Source organism: Thermococcus sp. MV11 (assembly GCF_012027285.1).
GTDB lineage: Archaea > Methanobacteriota_B > Thermococci > Thermococcales > Thermococcaceae > Thermococcus > Thermococcus cleftensis.
This window is the reverse complement of record NZ_SNUD01000001.1, coordinates 694,267-718,513: the sequence shown is the minus strand read 5'-3', so window position 1 is coordinate 718,513 and position 24,247 is coordinate 694,267. Positions and strand designations below refer to the sequence as shown.

At 56.1% G+C, this 24,247-nt stretch carries 27 protein-coding genes; 21 read left to right on the top strand and 6 right to left on the bottom strand.

Going from position 1 to position 24,247, the window contains the following annotated elements; genetic code table 11:
* Positions 1-108 precede the first annotated feature (108 nt).
* The 14 genes from E3E27_RS04005 to E3E27_RS03940 all read left to right on the top strand — a co-directional run bounded on the left by E3E27_RS04005 (position 109) and on the right by E3E27_RS03940 (position 13,915).
* Complete coding sequence (locus E3E27_RS04005) at positions 109-1,806, top strand: DUF2226 domain-containing protein (protein ID WP_167773754.1); 1,698 nt, start codon at positions 109-111, stop codon at positions 1,804-1,806.
* Between the two features lie 206 nt (positions 1,807-2,012).
* Positions 2,013-2,882 (top strand): DMT family transporter, encoded by an 870-nt coding sequence (locus E3E27_RS04000; RefSeq protein WP_167773501.1) that lies wholly within the window; start codon positions 2,013-2,015, stop codon positions 2,880-2,882.
* Positions 2,883-3,162: 280 nt separating this feature from the next.
* Positions 3,163-3,735, top strand: a complete 573-nt coding sequence (locus tag E3E27_RS03995; RefSeq protein WP_014787991.1) for a CBS domain-containing protein — start codon at positions 3,163-3,165, stop codon at positions 3,733-3,735.
* A 23-nt stretch (positions 3,736-3,758) separates the two neighbouring features.
* Entirely contained in the window at positions 3,759-4,970 is a 1,212-nt protein-coding gene (locus E3E27_RS03990) for a hypothetical protein (protein ID WP_167773500.1), read from the top strand.
* A 90-nt stretch (positions 4,971-5,060) separates the two neighbouring features.
* Positions 5,061-6,935 (top strand): ABC transporter substrate-binding protein, encoded by a 1,875-nt coding sequence (locus tag E3E27_RS03985; protein ID WP_167773499.1) that lies wholly within the window; start codon positions 5,061-5,063, stop codon positions 6,933-6,935.
* Positions 6,936-7,029: 94 nt separating this feature from the next.
* Positions 7,030-8,052, top strand: coding sequence for a hypothetical protein (locus E3E27_RS03980; RefSeq protein ID WP_167773498.1), 1,023 nt, complete (start codon positions 7,030-7,032; stop codon positions 8,050-8,052).
* 49 nt (positions 8,053-8,101) lie between these two features.
* Complete coding sequence (locus tag E3E27_RS03975; RefSeq protein WP_167773497.1) at positions 8,102-8,278, top strand: hypothetical protein; 177 nt, start codon at positions 8,102-8,104, stop codon at positions 8,276-8,278.
* A gap of 434 nt (positions 8,279-8,712) precedes the next feature.
* Positions 8,713-9,816 (top strand): NADPH-dependent hydrogenase/sulfhydrogenase 1 subunit beta, encoded by a 1,104-nt coding sequence (hydB, locus tag E3E27_RS03970; RefSeq protein WP_014787997.1) that lies wholly within the window; start codon positions 8,713-8,715, stop codon positions 9,814-9,816.
* Positions 9,813-10,697, top strand: a complete 885-nt coding sequence (gene hydG / locus E3E27_RS03965) for an NADPH-dependent hydrogenase/sulfhydrogenase 1 subunit gamma (protein ID WP_014787998.1) — start codon at positions 9,813-9,815, stop codon at positions 10,695-10,697. Before hydB ends, hydG begins: the two co-directional genes overlap by 4 nt.
* A 10-nt stretch (positions 10,698-10,707) precedes the next feature.
* Positions 10,708-11,502, top strand: a complete 795-nt coding sequence (gene hydD, locus E3E27_RS03960) for an NADPH-dependent hydrogenase/sulfhydrogenase 1 subunit delta (protein WP_014787999.1) — start codon at positions 10,708-10,710, stop codon at positions 11,500-11,502.
* Complete coding sequence (gene hydA, locus E3E27_RS03955) at positions 11,499-12,788, top strand: NADPH-dependent hydrogenase/sulfhydrogenase 1 subunit alpha (RefSeq protein WP_167773496.1); 1,290 nt, start codon at positions 11,499-11,501, stop codon at positions 12,786-12,788. Before hydD ends, hydA begins: the two co-directional genes overlap by 4 nt.
* Positions 12,789-12,839: 51 nt before the next feature.
* Positions 12,840-13,055 carry a hypothetical protein gene (locus tag E3E27_RS03950; RefSeq protein WP_167773495.1) on the top strand — a complete coding sequence of 72 codons (216 nt, stop codon included), beginning with the start codon at positions 12,840-12,842 and terminating at the stop codon, positions 13,053-13,055.
* Positions 13,018-13,449 carry a type II toxin-antitoxin system VapC family toxin gene (locus E3E27_RS03945; protein WP_167773494.1) on the top strand — a complete coding sequence of 144 codons (432 nt, stop codon included), beginning with the start codon at positions 13,018-13,020 and terminating at the stop codon, positions 13,447-13,449. The genes E3E27_RS03950 and E3E27_RS03945 overlap by 38 nt, the downstream gene beginning before the upstream one ends.
* A gap of 4 nt (positions 13,450-13,453) precedes the next feature.
* Entirely contained in the window at positions 13,454-13,915 is a 462-nt protein-coding gene (locus E3E27_RS03940; protein ID WP_167773493.1) for a hydrogenase maturation protease, read from the top strand.
* Between the two features lie 30 nt (positions 13,916-13,945).
* On the opposite strand, the gene E3E27_RS03935 is transcribed toward E3E27_RS03940, so the two are convergent.
* From E3E27_RS03935 to lonB, 4 genes are all read right to left on the bottom strand, one after another.
* The gene (locus E3E27_RS03935; protein ID WP_167773492.1) at positions 13,946-14,239 is read right to left on the bottom strand and encodes a hypothetical protein; all 294 of its coding nucleotides are present in this window, start codon (positions 14,237-14,239) and stop codon (positions 13,946-13,948) included.
* A gap of 111 nt (positions 14,240-14,350) precedes the next feature.
* Positions 14,351-15,688 carry a SufD family Fe-S cluster assembly protein gene (locus E3E27_RS03930; protein ID WP_014788005.1) on the bottom strand — a complete coding sequence of 446 codons (1,338 nt, stop codon included), beginning with the start codon at positions 15,686-15,688 and terminating at the stop codon, positions 14,351-14,353.
* A complete protein-coding gene (gene sufC / locus E3E27_RS03925) occupies positions 15,685-16,425 on the bottom strand; it encodes a Fe-S cluster assembly ATPase SufC (protein ID WP_014788006.1) in 741 nt (246 codons plus the stop codon). The genes E3E27_RS03930 and sufC overlap by 4 nt, the downstream gene beginning before the upstream one ends.
* A 102-nt stretch (positions 16,426-16,527) precedes the next feature.
* Entirely contained in the window at positions 16,528-18,432 is a 1,905-nt protein-coding gene (gene lonB / locus E3E27_RS03920) for an ATP-dependent protease LonB (protein WP_014788007.1), read from the bottom strand.
* Between the two features lie 117 nt (positions 18,433-18,549).
* Here lonB and E3E27_RS03915 point away from each other — a divergent pair, with 117 nt between their 5' ends.
* The 7 genes from E3E27_RS03915 (at position 18,550) to E3E27_RS03885 (ending at position 22,383) form a co-directional block, all read left to right on the top strand.
* A complete protein-coding gene (locus tag E3E27_RS03915; protein WP_167773753.1) occupies positions 18,550-19,353 on the top strand; it encodes a DUF2666 family protein in 804 nt (267 codons plus the stop codon).
* A gap of 94 nt (positions 19,354-19,447) precedes the next feature.
* A complete protein-coding gene (locus tag E3E27_RS03910) occupies positions 19,448-19,831 on the top strand; it encodes a RidA family protein (RefSeq protein WP_167773491.1) in 384 nt (127 codons plus the stop codon).
* 25 nt (positions 19,832-19,856) lie between these two features.
* A complete protein-coding gene (locus tag E3E27_RS03905; protein ID WP_167773490.1) occupies positions 19,857-20,228 on the top strand; it encodes a Mov34/MPN/PAD-1 family protein in 372 nt (123 codons plus the stop codon).
* Between the two features lie 62 nt (positions 20,229-20,290).
* Complete coding sequence (locus E3E27_RS03900) at positions 20,291-20,668, top strand: helix-turn-helix transcriptional regulator (RefSeq protein WP_167773752.1); 378 nt, start codon at positions 20,291-20,293, stop codon at positions 20,666-20,668.
* A gap of 3 nt (positions 20,669-20,671) precedes the next feature.
* Positions 20,672-20,986, top strand: a complete 315-nt coding sequence (locus E3E27_RS03895; protein WP_014788012.1) for a MazG nucleotide pyrophosphohydrolase domain-containing protein — start codon at positions 20,672-20,674, stop codon at positions 20,984-20,986.
* Between the two features lie 155 nt (positions 20,987-21,141).
* A complete protein-coding gene (locus E3E27_RS03890) occupies positions 21,142-21,591 on the top strand; it encodes an Lrp/AsnC family transcriptional regulator (RefSeq protein ID WP_014788013.1) in 450 nt (149 codons plus the stop codon).
* A 78-nt stretch (positions 21,592-21,669) separates the two neighbouring features.
* Complete coding sequence (locus tag E3E27_RS03885) at positions 21,670-22,383, top strand: DUF92 domain-containing protein (protein WP_167773489.1); 714 nt, start codon at positions 21,670-21,672, stop codon at positions 22,381-22,383.
* Between the two features lie 106 nt (positions 22,384-22,489).
* Here E3E27_RS03885 and E3E27_RS03880 read toward each other — a convergent pair whose 3' ends face one another.
* Positions 22,490-23,551, bottom strand: coding sequence for an SPOUT family RNA methylase (locus E3E27_RS03880; RefSeq protein ID WP_167773488.1), 1,062 nt, complete (start codon positions 23,549-23,551; stop codon positions 22,490-22,492).
* Between the two features lie 84 nt (positions 23,552-23,635).
* On the bottom strand, positions 23,636-24,238 hold the full coding sequence (locus E3E27_RS03875; RefSeq protein WP_014788016.1) for a 30S ribosomal protein S3ae: 603 nt from the start codon (positions 24,236-24,238) through the stop codon (positions 23,636-23,638).
* Positions 24,239-24,247 lie beyond the last annotated feature (9 nt).

The following is a 24,247-nucleotide window of genomic DNA, read 5'->3' as shown; positions in this document are numbered from 1 at the left end:
ACCTTTTTGCACAATAATGTTTAAATACAAGCGCCGATATACTAGGACGGTGAAACTCCTCTCTGGGTTTCTTTGACCGAGGGATATATATAGCTAATGGTGGTGACCATGCAGCTGCCGGACAAGAGGCCACTCATGGAAAACGTGGTAGTAACATCTGCGGGGGAGCTTGGGGAGCTTATTCAGAAGGCTCTATCCAAGGGCAACGGAGCATTTCTGAAGATATTCGCTAAGAAATCGGACGGCAAGTACTACATAACGGTCCTCCTCGACAGATCAAAGGTGCTGGCCGCGGAGTGCCTCGTGGTGGACACGAAGCAAAATCTATCAGGGGAGGAAGCAATAAGCGTGCTGAAGTCATTCGTCGGTAAACCGATGGTCGTTGACGTTTATGACCTCGATGAGCTGGAGCTCAAGCTGTCCGTGGCGGATAATGTTGAGGTTTACGCCCAGACCCCCAAGGTCCCCCTGAGCGAACTCTTCCAGATTTCCGGCGAGGGACCCCCCTCTGAGAGCGTAAAGGAAGAGCCGCCCCAGAAACCGAGCGAACCGGCAATGGCCGCGGAAGCGGCGGCGTCTCAGGCGGCAGTTTCAGCCCAGCCCGCCGTCGCGGAGAAGCCCGCACCTCAGGCTCCCGCAGGAAAGCCGGAGGTCATAGTGAATCTTACAGGGGGAAGCATTCCCGAGAGGGCGTTCCAGGTCTACGCCGAGGACCTCCTCAGGGAGGCCAAGAGGATAAGGGGCCTCACGATAAACAAGATTGAATTCGATGCCAACGTTGGGGAGGGCGTGGTTTACCTCAACGTTCACATCTACGGCAGCTCAACCGGCAGTTCAAGGGACGTTGAGATAGCGGAGAAGAGAATGCTCCACGCCGTCAGCAAGTACGCACCGGTTCTCCTCAGGGAAGCCGAGGTCAAGCCGATAATCAGGGACGTGAGCATAATCATCGACGGTCAGGAGGTTAAGCCGCAGGAGATAGTGGACAAGGACAAGAAGAAGACCGGCAACGTGACAAAGGACGGCAGGATAACCCTCTCCGTTCTCGAGGACGTGTGGCCGTACTTCAGCGCCTACGCGAGAACCGTCATCAACGAGATAGAGAGCGCTGGCATAAAGGTGGACAAGGCCCACTTCGACATCAGGGGGCGCAAGGAGTTCGAGATCAACCTCTCCCTGGTTGTTGAGACAAGCATGACGAAGGACGCGGTTCAGAGGGTAGTGAAGGACGTGGTGAGCAGGCACGCCAGGGAGCTTGGCAGGAGCCTGAAGCGCTACATAACCGTCCACAACATAGAGGTGGAAACGGTATCCAAATCCGCCTCCTCCACCGCCGTCCAGACAGCTGCCCCGGTTGAGAGCGGCAAGGCGGCAGAGATACTGGCGAAGAAGGCCCTCCTGGAGAAGGAGGTCGAACAGCTCCTCAAGGAGGCTGGAATAGACGAGCTCTCAGTCCTCACGGAGGAAAAGAAGAAGGAAAGCGAGGAGACCGTGCTCAGGAGCCGCATAGAACCCGCCGTGGAGACCCTCAAGAACAGGATTCACGCGGAGCTAAAGCTCGTCCCGCGTGTCACCTTCAAGTGGCTCAAGCTGAACCACGAGGTCAAGGGGACGACCGTTTACGTGGACATAGAGGCCAGCTTCATAAGGGAGAACGTCGGCGGGCTGTTCGGCTCGTTCTCCGGAGTTTCCGACGACAAGATAAAGCAGGACATAGCCGCCACGGTCCAGAGGGTCATCAAGGACGTGTCCAGGGAGTACGGAATTTCAATGAAGGTGCGGAGGCTCAACGTGATTATCCGCTGAGCTGTCTCTTTTTATCCTCTTGAAAACCTCGCTCCTCAAGACGGGAAGGAGGTTAGTTCATCAGCACTCAAGATCGTCATCATCCTTGCGTCAGCACTGCCGAGGTCATCATCACCTCTCCCTCGCCGGGGGTCTTAATAAGCTTGCCGACATTTCGTCGGATATCTAAACGTTAAACTTTTAAGCTAACTGTGCCACCCACCAACATGGACACTCTAATCCTCGGAGTTCTGGCGGCGCTGGCATCGGCCTTCTCGTGGGCGGCATCGACGATACTGATAAAAGCCGGAATGCGGGACAAGAGCCCGGTGGCGGCCAACATATTCCGCCTCTATGCTGTCTCGGTGATGTTTACGGCAATATTCCTCGCCAACGGCACCTTCTCGAAGGTTGCCGAGCTGTCGCCAAAGCTGCTCGCGGTTGCCTTCGTCTCCGGGGCCTTTGGATTCGTCATTGGCGACTACTTCTACCTCAACGCCCTTAAGATGATGGGTGTCTCAAGAACCGTTCCGATAACCTCCACCTATCCGCTATGGGCCATACTGTGGGCCTTCCTCTTCCTTGGAAGGGAGGTGAGCGCCCAGATAATCGTGGGCGCCGCGCTGGTGGTTTCCGCGATAGTGGTCGTGAGGAAGGCGGAGGAGGAAGAGAGGATAAACCCCAAGGGATTTCTCTTCGCGATCTTGGCCCCGATCTCCTGGAGCTTCGCGATACTCACTATGGACTGGCTCACTGGTTACGTGGACGTGCTCACGCTCGCGGGGATAAGAATGATGTTCGCGGCCTTAGCAGTGTCGCTGTTCCTGCCGAGGTACGCGGGTGAGCTGAGGAGGATAACCCTTCGGGAAGCGCTTCTCCTGACCGGCGCCGCGGCCACCGGCCTGCTCCTCGGACAGTACCTCTTCGTCTACTCGATAAACCTCGTCGGCTCCCAGATATCGGCCCCCGTTTCGGCTATAAACCCGATAATAGCCTCCACCCTGGCGATATTAATCCTCAAGGAACCGCCCAACAGGAAGATACTTGAAGGACTTATTCTTGCCGTGCTGGGAGTAATACTCATCTCCACAGGCTGAGGCTCAGGTTTTTAAGGTGGTCGGTCATAGAACCAATCGCCGACAGCGAGGGGACAATACGTCTCCTCGCACGGGCTCGGTCTACCCGCCTCCGCGAGGTATCGGGTTCCGTGAGCGGAGAGTGCTCACGCCGAGCCCACAGGGCCGGGAGCATCCACCCGCGTGAGCGATGAGCGCGGGCCTCTGTGCCCGGCCCACACTTCGACGCACTTCTGAGGAAGGCTTATAACCGGGAGGGAGGGATTTAGTTTTTGAGAGCCGACATAACCGGTGGTTATTTATGGTGATAATCCCCCGACCCATCGACCCCCAGGAGATAAGGCGAATCCGGAAGGAGCTCGGCATAACCCAGGAGGAGCTGGCGGAGAGGGCCGGCGTGACCCAGGCGTACATAGCCAAGCTGGAGACGGGAAAGGTCGATCCGCGACTCTCAACGTTCAACCGAATCCTTCAGGCTCTCCTCGAGTGCAAGAGGGCCCAGCTCACCGCCAGGGACGTCATGTCATCTCCGGTTCTCTCTGTCAAGCCCTACGAGAAGGTCGAGAAGGTCATCAAGCTGATGAACGAGCACAACATCTCCCAGATCCCGGTCATAGCGGGCAACAAGGTCGTCGGCTCCGTTACGGAGAAAACCCTCGTTAGACAGAGCCTCGAGTACGAGGACATCTATGATCACAAGGTCATGGAGGTAATGGAGGAGCCCTTCCCGATAGTGAACGAAGATGAGGACCTCGAGGTCGTCAAGTACCTCTTGGAAGAGCACCCTGCGGTTCTCGTCCAGGACAGGGAGGGCAAGATAACCGGGATAATCACGAGGGTGGACATCTTCCGCATAGGCAAAGGCAGGGCTTAAGCCTGCCTGAGGAGGTGTCCGAGATGAGGTGGATTCCCATTCTCGTTCTCATCGCCATACTCCTAGCTCCTTGCGCCAAGGCCGCGACGGTGGCTGTGGACGTTTCCCACGGGGAGGGGACTGTGGCGCTGGTGAATCCGGTGGTGGACCCCGCAAGCGGCAGGGTCATCGGAGAGGGCATCGTGCCGACCCTCTCCTGGTACGAGTGGGCCTACTTCGGCCGCTATCAGGACCTTGAAAGTGCGGGGGCAAAGTTCCTAGGTGACATGATAACCTACGAGTCCCTCAGAGACGTGGACGTCCTCATCATCGGGCAGCTTCACGAGCCGCTCGACGATGATGAGATAAAAGCTGTGGTGAAGTGGTTCTCGCTGGGCGGAAAGGTTCTCTGGGTCTCGGGGGATTCCGATATCGATGACGGTTCGTACGTTCAGGACAACGCCAACAAGCTTCTCTCCGCAATACCAGGGGTGAGGCTCAGGATAGACTACGCGACGGTTACGGACACCTTCAGCAACGCCGGCAAAAGCTCGTACGTTTCTGGCTTCGTTAGACCGGACCTCCACACGCCCGGAGCGAACGTGCTCAACGAGGGCTACATCGGAGAGGTGGGAAAGGTTCTCTTCCACGAGGGGGGCGTTATCGCGTGGGTCGATGATTCCGGGAAGTGGCACCCCCTGATAATTGGGGAAATACCGGAGGGTGTTTACAGGATAGTCACCACAAGCTCGAACGGAATGATCGAGGACAACAGGGCGCCGGAGCCCAGGGCGTACGGAGTCTGGGAGAAGGGCATATTCACGCTTCTCGCGGTGGAGTTCGTGAAGCTCCCCAACGGGGCCGAGGGAATCCTGATAGTGAGCGGCGAGAGCCCCTACGGGAGCCAGGTTCCAATATGGGTCAATCGCTACGGCAACTACCTGTTTGACGGGCAGAGGTTCGTCTCGAACCTCCTGAACTGGGCAGTCAGGCAGTCCTACACGCTGGAAAAAGCCGAAACCTTGTCCACCACAACCACCTCCACCACGAGAAGAACCACAACCACCACGTCGGAGAACGAGGACACGACGACTTCTTCGTCATGGACGGCCGACTCGGCGACCTCTTCCCCCACCCACCAAGCTCCCACAACTTCCCCAGAGGAAAGCTCTGGAAGCGGCTGGCTTGTGGCAGTTCTCGCTATTCTCCTTCTCAGTGCGGCGGTTCTCGCGTTTCTCCTGGTTAAAAAGCGCTGAGTTCTTCTCAATTTTTATGGCGAAAATATCCAACAACTTTATATACCCCCAGCCAAACCAGTGATGGACAATTAATCCAGGTGACGAGCAATGAAGAGAACCGCCCTTCTGCTCCTGGTGCTCCTCATCGGAGCCGTCGTTGCCTCGGGCTGTCTGAACGGTGGAGAGACATCAACCACTCCGAGCACGACTCCCGGCACAACTCCCAGCACTACCCCGAGCGAGACCACCAGCTCTCCCAGCCCAACCGAAACGACCACCCCTACGCCCACCGAGACCGAGAAGCCGTACTATCCAATAACCGTAACGGACTTCGCCAACAGAACAGTTACCATCGAGAAAGCCCCCGAGAGGGTCGTAACCCTCGCGCCGAGCATAACCGAGGACCTCTACTACCTCGGCCTCTTTGAGAGGGTTGTCGGCGTTACCGACTACGACGACTTCCCGCCGGAGGTCGCGAACGTCACGAGGATAGGTGGCTACGGCCAGTATGCGAACCTGGAGAAGATAGCGTCGCTCGAGCCCGACCTGATTCTCGCGGACAGCTACTCGCTGACGATACTCGACCAGCTAGAGAAGATAGCCCCCGTCGTCATTGTGGATCCCCACAGCCTTGACGATATCCCAAGGGCCCTCGACCTCTTAGGCAGGGTGTTCAACGCCGAAGAGCAGGCAAAGAGGGCAACCGCAGAGTTCCAGGCGGGGTTGGAGGAGATAAGCTCGGCGGTGAAGGACGAGCCCAGGATTAAGGTCTTCTACGTCGTCTGGAACAACCCGCTCATGACCGCTGGAGGTGGAACCTTCATAAGCGACGTCATTGAGCTGGCGGGCGGAGAGAACATCTTCAACGACACCACCGGCTGGCCGACGGTGAGTCCCGAGCAGGTCATAGAGAGGAACCCGGACGTCATAATCCTCACCCCACACTGTGGCATGACCGTCCAGGACGTCTACAGCGGGCCGTTAGACAACACTAAGGCCGCCAAGAGTGGAAAAGTCTACGTCATCGAGAACGAGAACGACCTGATACACCCGAGCCCGCGCGTCGTCAGGGGCCTTGAGACCGTTGCCCGGCTCCTCCACCCGGAGGCCTTCAAGATCGAGTACCCGCTCACCGTGACCGACTTCGCGGGCAGGGAGGTGACCATCGAGAGCGAGCCTATGAGAATAGTCACCTTGGCTCCAAGCATAACGGAGAGCCTCTTCTACATAGGCGCGGGCGACAAGGTCATCGGGGTTACCGACTACGACGACTTCCCGCCGGCGGTTAAGAACATCACCAGGATAGGCGGCTACGGCAAGTACGCCAACCTCGAGGCAATAGCATCGCTCGAGCCGGACCTCATTCTCGCGGACGGCTTCTCGCTGGAGATACTCGGGAGCCTGGAGAAAATAGCGCCGGTCGTCGTAATCGACCCCAAGAATCTAAGTCAGGTCTACGACGCCATCGAGCTCCTTGGAAGAGTAACCAACCGCGAGGAGGGCGCGAGGGCAGTCGTGACCGACATGAAGGCCAGGGTAGCCTACGTCACTTCCATGGTCTCCGACCAGCCAAAGGTCAAGACCTTCTTCCTCCTGAGCTACTACAACGGCTACTGGACGGCCGGAGCAGGAACCTTCATCGATGACCTCATAAGGCTCGCGGGCGGCGAGAACATCTTCGGCGATGTGAGCGGCTGGGGAGCGGCGAGCGAGGAGCAGATAATAGCCAGGAATCCAGAGGTCATAATAATCTCGCCCAACGCGGGGATAAAGCCCGAAGACCTCTGCTCCGGTCCCCTCGCGGACGTCGATGCGGTGAAGAACGGAAGGGTCTACGTCCTCAGCGACGAGAACCTGGTCGTGAGGCCCGGGCCGAGGATAGTGCACGGGCTGGAGGAGATAGCCGAGTACCTGCACCCCGACGTCTTTAACCTTCAGCCCCAGCCCCGGGCCTGCAACGCAACGGCCGAGACCGGGGGCTGAACCTCCCACTTTTCTTCTTTGTCCCTGAATGCCATAACATATTCTTGAGGTAACTGTTTTATACTCGAATGCACATAACACCAACGGTGATACCATGCGGGCGATAGAATCGCTCGACTCGATTAAATTCGCCGAACTGCTTGAGAGGCTCGAAGACATGGGGAACAAGCTCCTTCTCGTTAGGGCCTCTGGGGAGAAGATTCTCCTCCACGGGGGCGGCAGGATCGTGAAGAAATACACCGAACCGCCTGAGGAGCTGAGAAACGTCGAGATAGTAGAACTGGACAAGTTCGAGTTTCTCGACCACCTCCAGGGAGAGACAGAAACCCGGGACACTCCGACGGCGGTGGAGTTTTCATATTCCCTCGACGCCCCGAGCGACGTCTACCTGCGCCTCGAGGAAGCCCTCCTAAAGGCGGTGTCAAGGGCCTACAAGACCCTCGGTGTTGCGGTTGGACGGGCCGAGCTGAAGGCTTCCGTGAGATACGGCGCAACCGGTAGGGACATACTCCTCGTTAGGGGGAACGTGGAGGCATTCTCGGCCGGTGAAGTGGAAAAAACCGAGCTGGCGCGGGTTCTGTCAGAGGCCATATCCCGGGAGACCGGCTTCGACACCAGGGTTGTGATAAGGGAGTTCAGCCTGACCAGAACCCCGGGAAAACCCGTGCTGAAGGTGCCCGCACCTAGGACTCACGTCAGGGGAGGAAGGGTTCTCGAGGTGCCCCTCGGTGGAAAGGACACCGCGGCGATAAACAGGGAGAAGGTGGAGGCGGAGGTCGAGAGAATACTCCGCGAGGCGGGGATAGGAGAGCTCGCCGGAAAGCTCAAGGAGAGCGGTGGAAAGGGCGTTTCGGCAAGGGCGCTGGAAGCGTTCCTCCTGGAGAGGCTTTCCGGGACCGAGGAGGTCAAAGTGAATTGGGTCCGGGTCTCTCCAGCAGGAAACGGTGAATTCAAGGTCGCCATTGGGGCCTCTAGGAGGTCGAAGTCGAGGAGCGACGTTGAAATAGCCGAGATGATGGGGAAAAGCATAGTAGCCGCTGAAAGGGAGGGTAGGGCCAAGGGGCTGGCTTTTAAGGTTTCCTCGGCGTTCCTGGTGCTGGAGGAGGACATCTATTAGGGTTCAATAACGTTAAAAGCTCCCTTCCATATTTTCCCACGGTGGGAGCATGGAGAGGAAGACGTTCTACAGAATCCTGCTCGCTGTGGTTCTGGCCCTCACGGGAATTTACACCCTTGGAATAATGGGCGTCATACCCTTCCAGTGGAGCTACTACATCACCATCTTCATGATAATCCTCTTCTTCTATCTCAAGCTGGACAAGATGTCGCGGGGAGAGCCATAATAGCTTTCGCAGGATCATAACCGGGAGGATAATGAACCCCGGCCATCAAGAGCAGGAGGGAGAGCGAATAAAGCGGTAGGTTACCGTTGCCGCTGAACGCAATTGAGAAAACTATGCATTCGTCGTGGTACCTCCATTCCCAGCCTGGCTCCGTCCCAGCGGGAGTTAGAGAGACTGTGAGCATGAACAGCAACAAGGAACGAGCTGCTTCATGTCAAAACCATCATCAGTTAGGGCACCCTAATAAAAATCTTGCGGTTCAAGCCCAAAAGTCAATTCCTTTTGTTTTCTCTTTTGGTCCGGCTAAACAAATGATGTAAACCTTTGGTTTAGAATTTTCGGGTTTAAAAACGCTTTTTTATCTGCCGATTAAGCATCAGTTGAGGGGATAAAGATGAGCACGTGCATAATCCTGTTCATTGGAGGTGGTTGGGTTGAGATACGTTAAGCTTCCGAAGGAGAACACCTACGCGTTCCTTGAAAGGCTGAAGGAGTGGGGCAAGCTCTACGCCCCGGTTAAGATATCCGAGAAGTTCTACGACTTCAGGGAGATAGACGACGTCAGGAAGGTCGAGTTTCACTACAACAGGACGATAATGCCGCCAAAGAAGTTCTTCTTTCTGCCTAGAGAAAAGCTCTTCGAGTTTAACCTTGCAAAAGCGGAGTACAAGGAGGTCATCGAAGAGGTTGAACCCTTCGTACTCTTCGGTCTCCACGCCTGCGACATCTTTGGCCTCAAGATACTCGACACAGTTTACCTCGACGAACTCCCGGACAAGTACTACAGGGTGAGGCGTGAGAAGGGCATCATTATAGGCATCAGCTGTATGCCCGACGAGTACTGCTTCTGCAACCTCCGTGAAACGGACTTCGCCGACGACGGCTTCGACCTGTTCCTTCACGAGCTTCCGGACGGCTGGCTCGTCCGCGTCGGAACCCCAACCGGGCACCGCATAGTGGACAAGAACATCAAGCTCTTCGAGGAGGTCACCACCGAGGACATCTGCAACTTCCGCGAGTTCGAGAACAAACGCTCGAAGGCCTTCAAGTACCACGAGGACTGGAGCAACCTTCGCTACCTCCTCGAGCTCGAGATGGAGCACCCGATGTGGGACGAGCAGGCTGAAATCTGCCTCGCCTGCGGCAACTGCAACACCACCTGTCCGACGTGCCGCTGCTACGAGGTGCAGGACATAGTCAGCCTCGACGGGAACACCGGCTACCGTGAGAGGCGCTGGGACTCCTGCCAGCTCAGGAGCCACGGTCTGGTTGCTGGAGGCCACAACTTCAGGCCGACGAAGAAGGCCCGCTTCATGAACCGCTACCTCTGCAAGAACTCCTACAATGAGAAGCTCGGCATAAGCTACTGCGTCGGCTGTGGAAGGTGCACATACTTCTGCCCTGCGGGAATAAACTTCGTGAAGAACCTGCGCACGATAATGGGTCTCGAAGAGAAGACCTGCCCCTCCGAGATAAGTGAGGAGATCCCGAAGAGGGGCTTCGCCTACGCTTCGGAGATAAGGGGTGAGGACATATGAGCGAGGTAGTTCCAAGGGAGATCATGATGCCCGGCGAGAATCCCTACGCCCTTCATAAGGTTAAAGTGCTCAAGGTGTACCCGCTAACAGAGACGGAAAAGCTGTTCCTGTTCCGCTTCGAGGACCCGGAGATAGCCGAGAGGTGGACCTTCAAGCCCGGCCAGTTCGTCCAGCTCACCATACCCGGCGTTGGAGAGGTTCCGATAAGCATATGCTCCTCCGCGATGAGGAAGGGTTTCTTCGAGCTGTGCATCAGGAAAGCCGGGAGGGTCACCACAGTCGTCCACAGGCTCCAGCCCGGCGACACCGTCCTCGTTCGCGGTCCCTACGGTAACGGCTTCCCCGTTGATGAGTGGGAGGGAATGGATTTACTGCTCATCGCCGCCGGTCTCGGAACGGCACCGCTCAGGAGCGTCTTCCTCTATGCCATGGACAACCGCTGGAAGTACGGCAACATAACCTTCATCAACACGGCCCGCTATGGAAAGGACCTGCTCTTCTACAAGGAGCTCGAGGCGATGAAGGACCTCGCCGAGGCCGAGAACGTCAAGATAATCCAGAGCGTTACGCGCGACCCAGACTGGCCGGGAAGGCACGGCAGGCCCCAGAAGTTCATAGTCGAGGCTAACACCAACCCGAAGAAAACGGCGGTGGCAATCTGCGGCCCGCCGAGAATGTACAAGTCGGTCTTTGAGGCCCTAATCAACTACGGCTACCGGCCGGAGAACATCTACGTGACGCTGGAGAGGAAGATGAAGTGCGGCATAGGCAAGTGCGGCCACTGCAACGTCGGAACGAGCACGAGCTGGAAGTACATCTGCAAGGACGGCCCGGTCTTCACGTACTTCGACATAGTATCAACGCCTGGCTTACTGGACTGAGGTGGTGGAGATGGAGGAGAAGAAAATTAGGATCGGCTTTTACGCCCTCACCTCATGCTACGGCTGCCAGCTCCAGTTAGCTATGATGGACGAGCTCCTCCAGCTGCTTCCGCGCGCTGAAATCGTCTGCTGGTACATGCTCGAGCGCGACAGCTACGAGGACGAGCCGGTTGATATAGCCTTCATCGAGGGAAGCGTTTCAACGGAGGAAGAGGTTGAGCTCGTCAAGCGGATACGCGAGAACGCGAAAATCGTTGTGGCCGTCGGTTCCTGCGCCGTCCAAGGAGGTGTGCAGAGCTGGGAGAAGGACAAGAGCCTTGAGGAGCTATGGAAGACCGTCTACGGTGACGGAAAGGTCAAGTTCGAGCCGAAGATGGCCGAGCCGGTCGAGAACTACATCAAGGTGGACTACCGCATCTACGGCTGCCCGCCGGAGAAGAAGGACTTCCTCTACGCGATAGGCACCTTCCTCGTCGGCTCCTGGCCGGAGGACATCGACTACCCCGTCTGCGTTGAGTGCAGGCTGAAGGGACACCCGTGCATTCTCATCGAGAAAGGCGAACCGTGCCTTGGACCGATAACGAGGGCCGGCTGCGACGCGAGGTGCCCGGGATTCGGGGTGGCGTGCATCGGTTGCCGCGGCGCGATAGGCTACGATGTTGCCTGGTTCGACTCACTCGCCAGGACGTTCAAGGAGAAGGGACTCACCAAGGAGGAGATACTGGAGCGTATGAAGATGTTCAACGCCTACAACCCAAAGCTCGAGGAGATGGTTGAGAAGATATTCCAGGAGGTGGAAGAATGAAGAACCTCTACCTTCCGATCACCGTTGACCACATAGCGCGCGTTGAGGGTAAGGGTGGCGTGGAGATCATAGTGGGCGACGAGGGTGTCAAGGAGGTCAGGCTCAACATCATAGAGGGGCCAAGGTTCTTCGAGGCCATAACCATAGGCAAGAAGCTCGACGAGGCCCTAGCGGTCTACCCGAGGATATGCTCCTTCTGTTCGGCTGCCCACAAGCTCACCGCGGTGGAGGCGGCCGAGAAGGCAATCGGATTTGAACCGCGCGAGGAGATACAGGCCCTCAGGGAGGTTCTCTACATCGGGGACATGATAGAGAGCCACGCTCTGCACCTCTACCTCCTCGTTCTCCCCGACTACCTAGGCTACTCCAATCCGCTCAAGATGGTGGACGAGTACAGGAAGGAGATAGGCATAGCCCTCGACCTCAAGAACCTCGGAAGCTGGGTAATGGACGAACTGGGGAGCAGAGCCATACACCAGGAGAACGCAGTCCTCGGCGGCTTTGGAAAGCTACCGGGCAAGACCACCCTTGAGACCATGAAGAAGCGCCTTCAGGAGGCCCTTCCGAAGGCAGAGTACACCTTCGAGCTGTTCTCCAAACTTGAACAGTACGAAGAGGTTGAGGGACCGATAATCCACATGGCCGTGAAGCCGAGGGGGGACGTGTATGGAATCTACGGTGACGCCATAAGTGTCAGCGATGGCTTTGAGTTCCCGAGCGAGGACTACAAGAAGCACATGGTTGAGCGGGTTGTGGAGCACAGCTTCGCCAAGCACAGCTTCTACAACGGCGAGAAGCCCTTCATGACGGGTGCGATATCGCGCCTCGTTAACCACGCCGACAAGCTCTACGGAAGGGCAAAGGAACTCTATGAGGGCCACAAGGACTTACTCAGGCCGACCAACCCCTTCGCCAACAACCTCGCCCAGGCCCTTGAGCTGGTCTACTTCACCGAGAGGGCCATCGACCTCATAGACGAGGCCCTGGCGAAGTGGCCGATAAGGCCGAGGGACGAGGTCGAGATGAGGGACGGGTTCGGCGTTTCCACGACGGAGGCACCGCGCGGGATACTCGTTTACGCCCTCCAGGTCAAGGACGGAAGGGTGGCTTACGCTGACATAATAACACCGACCGCGTTTAACTTAGCGATGATGGAAGTCCACGTGAGGATGATGGCCGAGAAGCACTGCAACGACGACCCCGAGAGGCTCAAGCACCTCACCGAGATGGTCGTTCGCGCCTACGATCCGTGCATCTCCTGTTCGGTGCACGTCGCGAGGCTCTGATTTCTCAACTTTTTTTAAGGCCTTGAGAATTACCAAAGACTGGGGAGGAAAATGGGAGAGATAGTCATCCGGGTGAACGTTCCCGAGGGTTATGAGGAGAGCTTCAAAAAAGAAGTTGAGGAGATGGCCAAATACCTCAGAAACCGCGAAAAACTACGGAAGAACATGGAGAAGCTCTTTGGGATACTCAAGACAGACAAAACATGGAAAGAGCTGAAGAGGGAGATGCATGAGGAACGTCTTGCTAGATACCTCGATTCTTATTGAGCACTTCAAGGGGAACCATAAAGCCAGGAAAGTCCTTTTGGGGCTCATAGATTCTGGTGACGCCCTTTTCGTGAATCCAATAGTCTTCAGTGAGGTTGTCTACCTCCTGACCGGTTTCTATTCTGGTGTATCCCCGAGGAGTATAAAGGGAAAACCTGAAAGACTGCCTTCAGAACTGGATCTGATTTTTGAATCCCTTCAAGAGTATGCCCTTGTCGAACTCGGCGGGAGAACGTCTCAAATAGCCAAAAACCTCATCCAAAAGTACGCTATGCTCCCGAACGACGCTTTAATCCTTGCCACCTGCATAGAGCACGGTTTTGCACTGGCAACTCTCGATGACGACTTTGAAGGCCCCGCACGGGCAGAAGGTGTCGAGCTGATAACGGGGTGATAGCTTGAGAACACTCATCCTTGCCCTCGGCAACGAACTGATGAAGGACGACGGAGTTGGGCTGAAGGCAGGCAGAATACTCGCGGAAAAGGGCTACAACGTCCTCGAAGTTGGAACGGACATATTCATGCTCTCCGCCCACTACAAAGGCGAGGAGCGGTTGATAATCATCGATGCAATCCTGAGCGAAAAGCTTGAGCCCGGAAAGATAATCCACCTGAGGGGCGAAGAGGTCTTCGAGAAGCTGAAGGGGGAGATAAGGAGCGCACACTTCATGGGAGCGATAGACGGCCTTAAGCTCCTTATAGCTATGGACGAGCGCCTTGCCAAAGCGGATATACACTTCATCGGCGTCGTCGCGAAAGAGGTAGACCTCGGTATAGAGCTGAGCGAGGAAGTCGAGAATGCCCTCCCAAAAGTGGTTGAACTCGTTGAAAAACTTGCAGAAACTGAATCACGGAATTAAATAAAAATTGAATCGAAGAACCGAAGAGAATCAACCAAACAGCATCTCAAGCTCCTTTTTCATTATACTTCTGTTCATCAGCAGGTGAATTATTATGAGAAACATCATGACGATGCCGTAGCGGGCGCGGAGCTTGAGGAAGTCGAGCTGGGTCATTCCCAGAAAGCTGCCGTTTTTACTGGAGATCAGCGTTCCAATCGTTATGAAGATGACCCCCAGAAAGCCCACGAAGAGTATCAGCGAGAATGCGGCCTTTATTTTGAGTTTCTTTCTCAGTTTGGGATTTCTCTTAGCCTCTTCGAAAGCCTTTGCCATCGGATCCATGCTATCACCCTAAAGGTAAACTCCCGAACCGTTAAAACCTTTAGTTAGGTTTTCCTAACGAAAAACCGCGAGAAATTTGGGGATCAAGAAAATAAAAGAAAAATTTTTCAGTTACATTCCCCCGCTGACGGCCAGCTCGATGATCTTCCTTATCTCGACGAGGAACTCCATCGGAATGTCCTTGAGCATTGGTTCAAGGAAGCCCTTGACGATGAGCTGGGTCGCCTTCTCCTCGCTGAGTCCCCTTGACATCAGGTAGAACAGCTCCTCCTCACGTATCTTGCCTATCGCCGCCTCGTGGCTTAGCTCGGCATCATCGACCCTGCTGACCAGGCCGGGGTAAGTTTCCATCGTCGCTTTGTCGCTCATCAGCAGGGCGTCGCAGCTTATGTGCCCCTTCGTCCTCGGCGCCTCCGCCTTTATGACGCCGCGCGTTATCACGGTGCTCTCGTCCATTATGACGGCCTTGCTCGCGTTAATTCCTGCCGCTCCCCTGCCCCGGAGGTACATCTCGCCGCCCAGATCGACGTACCAGTCCTTCTGACCCAGGAGTATTCCGTTAAGCTCCACGTAGCCGTTCTCGTCCACCCAGTACTTGGGGTTGGCGACGTTGCTCCTGCCGGTTCCCAGGCCGACGGTGGTGTTGATGAAGCGCGCGCCTTTTCCTATCTTCGCCCTCGTCATCGGCCTCGTGTGGACGTACTCCGGCCAGTTCTGGAGTACCGTGAGCTGGGCCTTCGCCCCGTCGTGGAGGTATGCTTCAGTCATATCGAGATGCAGGGAGTGCTTGACGAGCACCGGGGCGGTGCAGCCTTCTATGAGGTGGAACTCACTGTTGCGCTCCGCTATTATGATTATATGGGGGGCCTGGGCCAAAGCGCTCTCCTGGATAAGGAAGAACAGGTGGAGCGGGAACGGGACCTTGAGTCCCTCCTTGACGTAGAGGAATATCCCTCCGTTCCAGACGGCCGTATGGTAGGCGGTAAGCTTGCTCTCGTCGGCGCGGAAGAGCCTGAGGAAGTGGTCCTTGACGATCTCGGGGTACTTCTTAACGGCCTCTTCCATGGGGAGCACTATCAACCCCTTCTTCTCCCACTCCTTGAGGAACTCGTTGTAGATTACACCCGTGTCCGTCTGGACGGCCAGGCCGGCTATGTACTTCTGCTCGACCTCGGAGATGCCAAGTCTGTCGAGCAAAGCCTTCATCTCGGGAGGGAGGTCATCGAGGCTCTCGATGTGGTCAGGAAGGCCCTCTATCTCGGGTTTGGCAATGAACTGGAGCAGCTCCTCCTCGCTTATGAGCGGGTCGTTGAGTGGGGCCTTCTCAAAGGCTTCCAAAGCTTTGTACCTTATCCGTGTCATCCACTCCGGTTCCCTGTTCCTCCTCGCGAGCTCCTCTATCTCCTGGGATATTATCTCCTTGGCCTCCTGGAGGGATATCTGGCTCATTCTCTCACCTCCTCGAATATCCCGCCGAAGCCCTCGCTCTCTATCCTATCGACGAGCTCTCCACTGCCGGTCTTCACTATCCTGCCGTCCTTCATGACGTGAACCTTCAGGCTCTCTCTGTCGAGGTGGCCAAGTATTCTGCCGTAGTGAGTTATCAGGAGTATCGCCGTTCCCTTCCTGTGAAGCTCCTCAATCTTCCTGCTAATGACGCTGAGGGAATCAACGTCCACACCGCTGTCTGGTTCGTCGAGTATGAGAAGCCTGGGTTCTATGAGTAGGGCTTGGAGAAGCTCTAGCCTCTTCCTCTCGCCGCCGGAGAATCCCACATTCACGTAGCGGTGCAGGTCCTCCTCCCGGAACCACAGCTCCTTGGCCTTCTCAACTATTAGGTCGTAGGCTTCAACGGGGTCCAGTCCCTTGAGCTCCGCGAGAACCTGCTGGAGGAACTCGATTATTTTAACCCCCTCAACCTCGTGCGGGTGCTGGAAGGCAAGCATTATCCCCCTCTTAGCCCTCTCGTCCGGGCCAAGCTCCGTAATGTCCTCACCTTTGAATATTATCTTCCCTTCATCAACCGAGTACCTCGGGTGGCCGGCTATCGTGAGCGCCAGCGTGGACTTTCCACTGCCGTTAGGACCCATCACAACGTGAAACTCGCCGGGAAGAACCTCCAGATTCACCCCATCGAGGATCTTCTTGTTATCTACCGAGACGTGAAGGTTCTCAACTTTGAGCATTAGCTCACCTCCTTGGGTAACGTGATTGGGACGTTTTTTAAGCATTTCTGGACACGTGTGTGAACTGAATGTAAAGGGAAAGAAAAGGCCGTGCTGTGGGGCTCATCGGGAGAGGGGGAGGGCTTCCCTTATGCGCCTAAGGAGCTCCTCTTTCTTTTCGGTATCAACCAGGGCGATCTCAAGGACCTGGTCGATGGTTTCGACGGGGAATATCTGTATCTTCTCCGCCTTGTCCCTGCTGAGGAAGACGTCCTTTTCGTTGGCCTTGGGTATTATAACAGTCTTTATTCCAGCCTCGATAGCCGCCTCTATCTTTGGCGTGGCACCGCCTATCGGGAGCACCTCACCCAGGACGCTCAGCGAACCAGTCATGGCCACGTCCTGTCTTATCGGTATCTCCTCCAGGGCGGATATTACAGCGGTTGCCACGCTTATGCTCGCGGAGTCTCCTTCAACGCCCTCATAGGTCTGGAGGAACTGAACGTGGATATCATACCTGCTTATGTCCTCTCCCTTGTAGCGCTTGATTATCGCCGAGACGTTCTGGACGGCCTCTTTCGCTATCTCACCGAGCTTTCCGGTGACGATTATCTTGCCCTCTTCCTTGCTGGCGGCAGGGGCAACGGCCGCCTCTATCGGAAGAACTATGCCGCTCTGCTCGCCGATGACGGCGAGACCGTTCACCCGCCCAATCTCGCTTCCATCAGCCCTGATAACCTGATATTCCTTCTTCCTCTCGATATACCAGTCGGCGAGCTGCTTCTCGAGCGGTTTAGCCATTCTGATGGCCTCTATAACGTCCTCCCTCTCGACGTACTTCTTGCCCTTCTTGACTGCTATGTCCCCGGCCGCCCTGACGATACCGCCGAGGTCACGAAGGCGAAGCGTGAGGTGGCCCTTCCTGCCGGCCCGCTTTTGCGCTTCCCTCACTATCTCCTCCACCGCATCACGGGTGAAGTGCGGAATCTTGCCGTCGCGTTTGACCTCCTGAGCCACGAACTGCACGAGCTTCTTTCTGTTCTCAAGCGTGTCGGGCATCGTGGTGCGCATGTAGACCTCGTAACCGTATCCCCTGATTCTCGAGCGCAGAGCGGGGTGCATCTTCTCGATGGTGTCTAGGTTTCCTGCGGCGACGAGTATAAAATCACATGGTACTGGCTCGGTTCTAACCATAGCGCCGCTCGACATCTCGCTCTGGCCGGTTATCGGGAACTTCTTTTCCTGCATCGCGGTGAGGAGGCTCTGCTGCATCTTAAGGGATAGAGTAGCTATCTCATCTATGAAGAGTACCCCCTTGTGGGCGCGGTGAATCATTCCAGGCTCAACGCGCTCGTGGGCCGGCGTCCCGAGTCCACCGCTCTGGAACGGGTCGTGCCTCACGTCGCCAAGCAGTGCTCCCGCGTGCGCTCCTGTGGCGTCTATGAAGGGGGCCTTGTTCCTGCCGCAGTTATCGACGAGGAGCTTGGGGACGAGGACGGAGCCCTTGAGGCGCATGTTGGAGAGGGCCATTATGGTGAGTATGACGACAAAGAGGCCCATCAGAAGGGTCGTGGCGTTGAAGTCGATGAAGAGGGCTAGCATCACGGTGAACATAACGAAGAGGAGAATATATGACTTCACGTTCTCCTGGCTCTTGGCTTTTTCACGGTACTTCTCGACTATTCTCCGCCCCTGGCAGGCCGGGACGGTTTTAATTTTTGGCATGTTCTCGTCTTCGGGGTTCGGGAAGACGAGTATGTCCTCTAGATTCTCGGTGGGGAGAAGCTCAGCCATCGCCTGACCGAGCATTGATTTTCCGGTTCCGGGTTCGCCGATGAGGAGAACGTGCCTCTTCTGGTTGGCGGCCGTCTTGATGACCTCAACCGCGTGCTCCTGCCCGATGACCTGGTCAATGAGCTTCTCAGGAACCTTAATCTCCTCGGTCGTGCTGAACTCAACGCCCAGCTCGAGGCTCTCGCCGTATTCCCTGGGGGCCAGGGCCTCTTTAACCTTCTCTTCGTCCCCCATACCGCTTCCCTCTTTTCTTCCTCTAAGTCTGGATTCCCGGGGCGATTTATAACTTTTTTGAGCGGGATAAGAAAAAGCTAAAATATGCCTTGGACTCCATAGGGGGTGGTGAGAGCGATGAAGGTTGAGGATCAGATAGTGTTTACCGCGCGCCACGGAAGTTGGAAGGTCGCGGACAGGCTCATCGACATGGAGGACGAAAAGATCACCCACTTCATAGCCAGCATAGCCAACACCGTAAACGCCAAGATTCCAGAGTACCTCACCGAGGTCATGAACGTGGCGGGCATAGCCAGCCTCGCGGAGGAGATGGGTAGGAAGGATCTGAGCGATGCCATCGTCGCCCTCAAGTCTCCCGGAACCGCAAGGAAGCTGGGTCAGCTTGTCTTCGAGGAGGACAAGAAGCTCAAGAAACTCCTCGTTGATGTCGCCAGGGCCCTCCTGGTCAGGGGGGTTCTGTCTGGAAAAGTGCCCATCGATTATCCGGAGGAACCCCTAACCGAGGTCAGGATAGTGTTCCCCTACAACGAGGACCACGTGAACTTTACCGCCTTCCACCTCAGCGCGGAGCACGGCAAGTGGAGGGCCGTCAGGAGGCTGATAATCGACGACAAGACCCCCATGGCGGACGTTGCAAGGCTCCTCGCGAGCATAAACGAGAGCATAACCGCTAAGCTCCCCATTTACGCTGGAATCGACGTCGATGGAATCGACTCCTGGTTCGGCGAGTTCAAGAAGGTTAGAAAGTCGGACATTCCCGCCGTCGTTGAGAAGTACAGGCACTTTCCAGCCGAGAACTACGCGTCCGAACCCTTCGTCGAGCACGCGAGGGTCTACGCCTTGAGGAAGGCGCTCGAAAAGATAGGCCTTTCCCTCGATGTTCCGGCCAAGAGCCTGGAAAAGTACCTGGAGAAGAAGTGAACCGAGAGAAGATGATGACGCCGAGGACACCCGAGCGGTGCCCCAGCCGCCGTGAGGAGTCTTCGCTTCGCTGATTCGACGTGAGGTGATTGGCATGGAGAAGGAAGTCGTGTTCACGGAAAGGGCCCCTGCCCCGATAGGGCCCTACAGCCAGGGAGTTATCGCCGAGGGAAAGTTTCTCTTCGTCTCAGGGCAGATTCCAATAGATCCTGAGACCGGGGAGCTCGTGAATGGACCGATAGAGGCCCAGGCGGAGAGAGCCATCAGAAATCTCCTCGCGGTTGTTGAGGCCGCCGGAGGGAGCGCGAGGAACATCGTCAAGGTGACCGTCTACCTCAGGGACATGAAGGGCTACGCCCGATTCAACGAGGTCTATGAGAGGTATTTCTCGACCTCCAGACCCGCAAGGGCTGTCGTTGAGGTCTCGAACCTCCCAAAGGGGGTGGACGTCGAGATAGAGGCGATGGCAGTTCTTTGACCCAATTTTTAATGAAGGTGGGAGCATGGAAAAGGTCAGGATAAGGCGGGAGTTGCTCGAGTACCTGCTCGAGCTGGCCAGGGGCTTTTATCCCAACGAATTCGCAGGGTTTCTCAGGGAAAGGGACGGAATCTTTGAGGAGGTTCTTATAGCACCCAACCCCCATTTCGGAAGGAACTCGGCATTCTTTGATACCTGGCTCCTTCCCCACGATGAGAGTGTAAAGGGGACCGTTCACTCCCACCCGGGGCCGAACCCCCGGCCGTCCGGGGCGGATCTGCATTTCTTCTCGAAGTTCGGCGGCGTGCACCTAATAATAGCGTACCCCTTCACGGAGGACTCGGTCAGGGCTTATAGTAGTGATGGAAAGGCAGTCAAGATAGAGGTCGTAGAGTGATCAAGAGGTCACGTTCATGTGAAAATTCTTAAAAAGGCACGCTAGGGGTTTTGGTGTTGGGCATGAAGGTGGGGGATATTCTGGACAGGCTGGACGAGAAGCAGAGAAGAACCGTGATGCAGTGTCACGAAACGTGCGGCATACCGGCACTTGACAGGGAGGTGGACACCGGGGTTGAGGAGGACGTGGTGAAGTTCCTCAAGGCCATCTCCAACCCCCTGAGGCTCAAGATACTCAAGCTCCTCAAGGACAACTGGCTCTGTGTCTGCATAATCTCGCTGATACTGGAGCAGGACCAGACCCTCATCAGCCATCACCTCCGCACCCTGAGGTCGCTGAACCTGATAGAGGTCAGGAAAGAGGGCAAGATGCACTTCTACCGGACCAACCGCGAGGTCCTCAAGAGGTACCTTGAGAAGGTCGGGGTCGAGCTGGTGTGAGAGATGAACGAGCACCAGGAGAGAGTGGACAGGGTTATAAAGCAGTTCGGGGGCTACTGGAGCCCCTTTGAGATGCTGGCGGCGCTGATGGAAGAGGTCGGCGAACTGGCGGACGAGCTGCTCAAGATTGAGGGCATCAAGGGAGAAGGCGATAGAAAGCGGTTGAGGGAGGAACTGGGCGACACCCTTTTTGCCCTGGCCTGCATCGCCAACTACTACGGAATAGACCTGCTCGAGGCCCTCGGAGAGAGCGTGGAGAAGTACCTGGCCAGGGATTCAAGCCGGTGGAAAGATGTCGATGATGTCAAAAGGGGATAATTTCATTTTACCATAACAACCGGTTATGCTATAGCTCCTAATTAGGGGAGCTTTATGCCCGGACGGGTGACTTCGAGATTGTGGATAATCCAAGGTATAGAAACATTTTTATAATCCAGCGGCAACTCCCGATTAAATACGGGGGAGGTGACAAGATGGCGGATAAAATAAACGGAATCGATATCCGCATTCTAAAGCTACTCTCAAAGAACGCCCGCCTCACCTACAAAGAGCTCGCCGAGATCCTCGGCACCACTAGGCAGAGGATATCCAGGAGAATGGACCGCCTCGAGCGGAACGGCGTCATAAAGAAGTACACCGTCATACCGGACTACGACGCCCTTGGCTACGTCCACGTTATCCTTGGCATAACCGTCAAACCGTCAGTCAGCATCGACGAGGTTATCTCCACCCTCGTCGAGGACGAGAACATCAAGATAGTCCAGCGCGCCCTTGGCTCCCACAACCTCGTTGTCCACATCGTTGGGCCGAAGGACATGAAGGAGCTAGAGAAGATAATCGCAGAGGTCACCAAGAAGATACCGGGAATCGACAAGCTCGACATAACATTCATAACCGAGACCATCAAGTTTGAGGTTCTTTGATTTCCTTTAATTCCTTCGTCATCCGCCGAAGGAAAGAATAATAAAGGAGCCTCCCAACTTCTCCAAAAGGTGACAGTGATGCTCGAGAGAATAGCTATGGACGTGGCAGTGGCCGCGGGCCTTGGCTTCGGCTCGTACCACTTCAAGGCCCTCGACGCAAAGGGCGCAGTAGCGGCGACCGCTCTCGGGCTGGCGGTCATAGAGCTCGGTGGACTTTACCCGTTTCTGGCGATGGTGACATTCGTCATTCTCGGTGTTCTCGCTACGAGGTACAGGTTCAGGGAGAAAGCCCAGCTTGGGGCGGCACAGGGTAAAAACGGTATTAGGAGCTGGGGTAACGTCCTTGGAAATGGCCTGGCAGCTGCAATCTTTCTTATTTTCGAACATTTTTCCAACATGGACGTCTTCTGGGCGGCAGTCTTCGCCGCGATAGCGACCGCCAACGGGGATACCCTCGCCAGTGAGCTAGGCAAGGTCTTTGGAAAGAGTCCCAAGCTGATAACCAATCTCAAGCCTGCAAAGCCCGGCACCAACGGCGCCGTCTCGTGGGCTGGAGAACTGTTCGCCTTTGCTGGGGCCCTGGCGATAGCGCTCTTCGCCCTCCCACTAACGGCGGAGAAAACCACGATGCTTCTAGCCGTTACTCTCGGAGGCTTCATCGGCGTGAACATCGACAGCCTCATAGGCGCCACGCTGGAGAACGAGGGGATAACCGACAACAACTCCACCAATTTCCTCGCCTCACTGATGGGTGGTTTCATCGGTGCGGGCCTCTTCTACGCCCTCGCGTGAGATTTAAGAACACAGTGGAAAATTCAACGTGGCGAATGATGACTACGGCGGATTCCCGACCGGTGAGGAGGACCTTAGGGGCTGACGCCGGAAAGATAGAAAAGGATCACTCATCCTTCGCCTCTCCCCTCCCCCTCAGGTACTCCTCGTAGACCTCCCACAGCGAGACGAGGGCAGCGGGAATGCCGTGCTCAGTGGCGAAGGTCATGTATGGGGCCAAATCAACCACGTAGTCGGCGAAGCGGAAGAGACCGCGTGGAATGCCCTCGCGGGAGCCGACGAAGATCACAACCTCCCTGGCGTAGAACATGTCCTTAGCGAGGCTCCCCTTCACCTCGGCCAGAGTTGGTCCCTTGGGGTCAGTGATGATGAGCAGCCTCTTGCTCCGCCTCTTGTCCCTGACGACCTGGTAGAGATCCCACACTGAAACGGGAACCTTCTCGACCTTCCAGGGATAGGCCTCGCGCTGTATCTGGTACCTGCTCTCCTGGCCGATTTTAACGCCTTTTATGAACTCGGCCAGCTCGAAGGCGTCCATCTTTTCCTTAGGGGCTATGATGAGCTCCTTTACCTCGAAGGCTTGAGCGGCTCGACCTATCTTCTCACCGAAGGAACGGCAGGCCTTGTAGTCGCCCCAGTATGGCATCTGGACGAGCGTGACCTTGCGGAAGAGCTTCCTCGCGTCTATCTTGTCCGGGGTAAACTTCCTGAACTCCTCTCCGGGAAGGACAGAGAGGTAAGCCTTGTCCCCGATTATCTCCACCTGAACAACCCTGTCCGGCCAGCTGAGGTTTACATCAGCGCCGCTCAGTTCCCTTATCCTTGCCCCCAGTTCCCTATTGACATCGAGGCTTGAAAAGCTGTGCTTTCCGCGCCTCTTCGTCTTCACAGCGAAAGTCTCGTCCGCTCCTATCAGCGGGGCAAGCTTTTCGGCGCTTTCGACTATCCTCTCGAGCGCTGCCGGAACCTCGACGATGACGGGAATGATCCTCTCGACCTCCGGGATCGCTAGTATCTTCTCACCGGCGCCCTCATCGGCGGTCTCGACGATGACCAGGCCGGAGTAGCCCATCGGAGACGCCCAGACGCTGGCATCTGGAAGGGCCTCCCTTATGTAGTTTGCCGCGACGCTCTCCATTCCCCTCTGGGTCTTAACGAGAAACTTCACTCTCCCACCTCCAGAGAAGGGTTGGATAGAACTTTAAAAGTCTGCCGAGAGAAGGACGGGTTTAGAGAAGGAGAGTTGGAGGCATCAAGCCTCCGGCTCGGCGAGGACCTTTATCTTCCTTATCTCGGCCCTCTTTATCGGGTATATCTTGCGCGCTTCCTTGGCTATCTCAGCCGCCATCTTGCCGCTGACGGCCTCGAGGACGAAGTCCTTGAAGTCAAGCTCCTCGGCCTTCTTGTAGATGATGTCCCTGATGATCTCCCTGATAGCCCTCTCCTGGCTGGTCTGGATCCTGCGGTAGGCTATAACCATGCCCATGACGCGGAGCTTGTAGCCGTCCTTGGTGGTGATGTTGAATATTCCATCGACCCTGGTGGTCCTCCTTCTGACGAGGCTCCTTATGTAGCTCCTCGCGAGGGTGTGGCCCTTGAACTTGGTGTAGGCGTTCTGGCCCTTGACGTCGTAGACCTGGAAGTAGAGCTTGACCTGGCCCTTGGTGAAGTCTCCGGTGAGGTCCTTGAGGGTGGTCTCGATGACCCTGCCGATTACCTTCTCCGGCTCATCGGCCGGGGTGAGGCCTATCTCCTTGCTTCCGAAGAAGTCCGGAGCGTAAACTATATACCACTCCTTGCTCTTCCACTTGTCCTTGGTAGCGGCAGCCTTCTTCCTGGGGTTACCTTTCGCCATCTTAACACC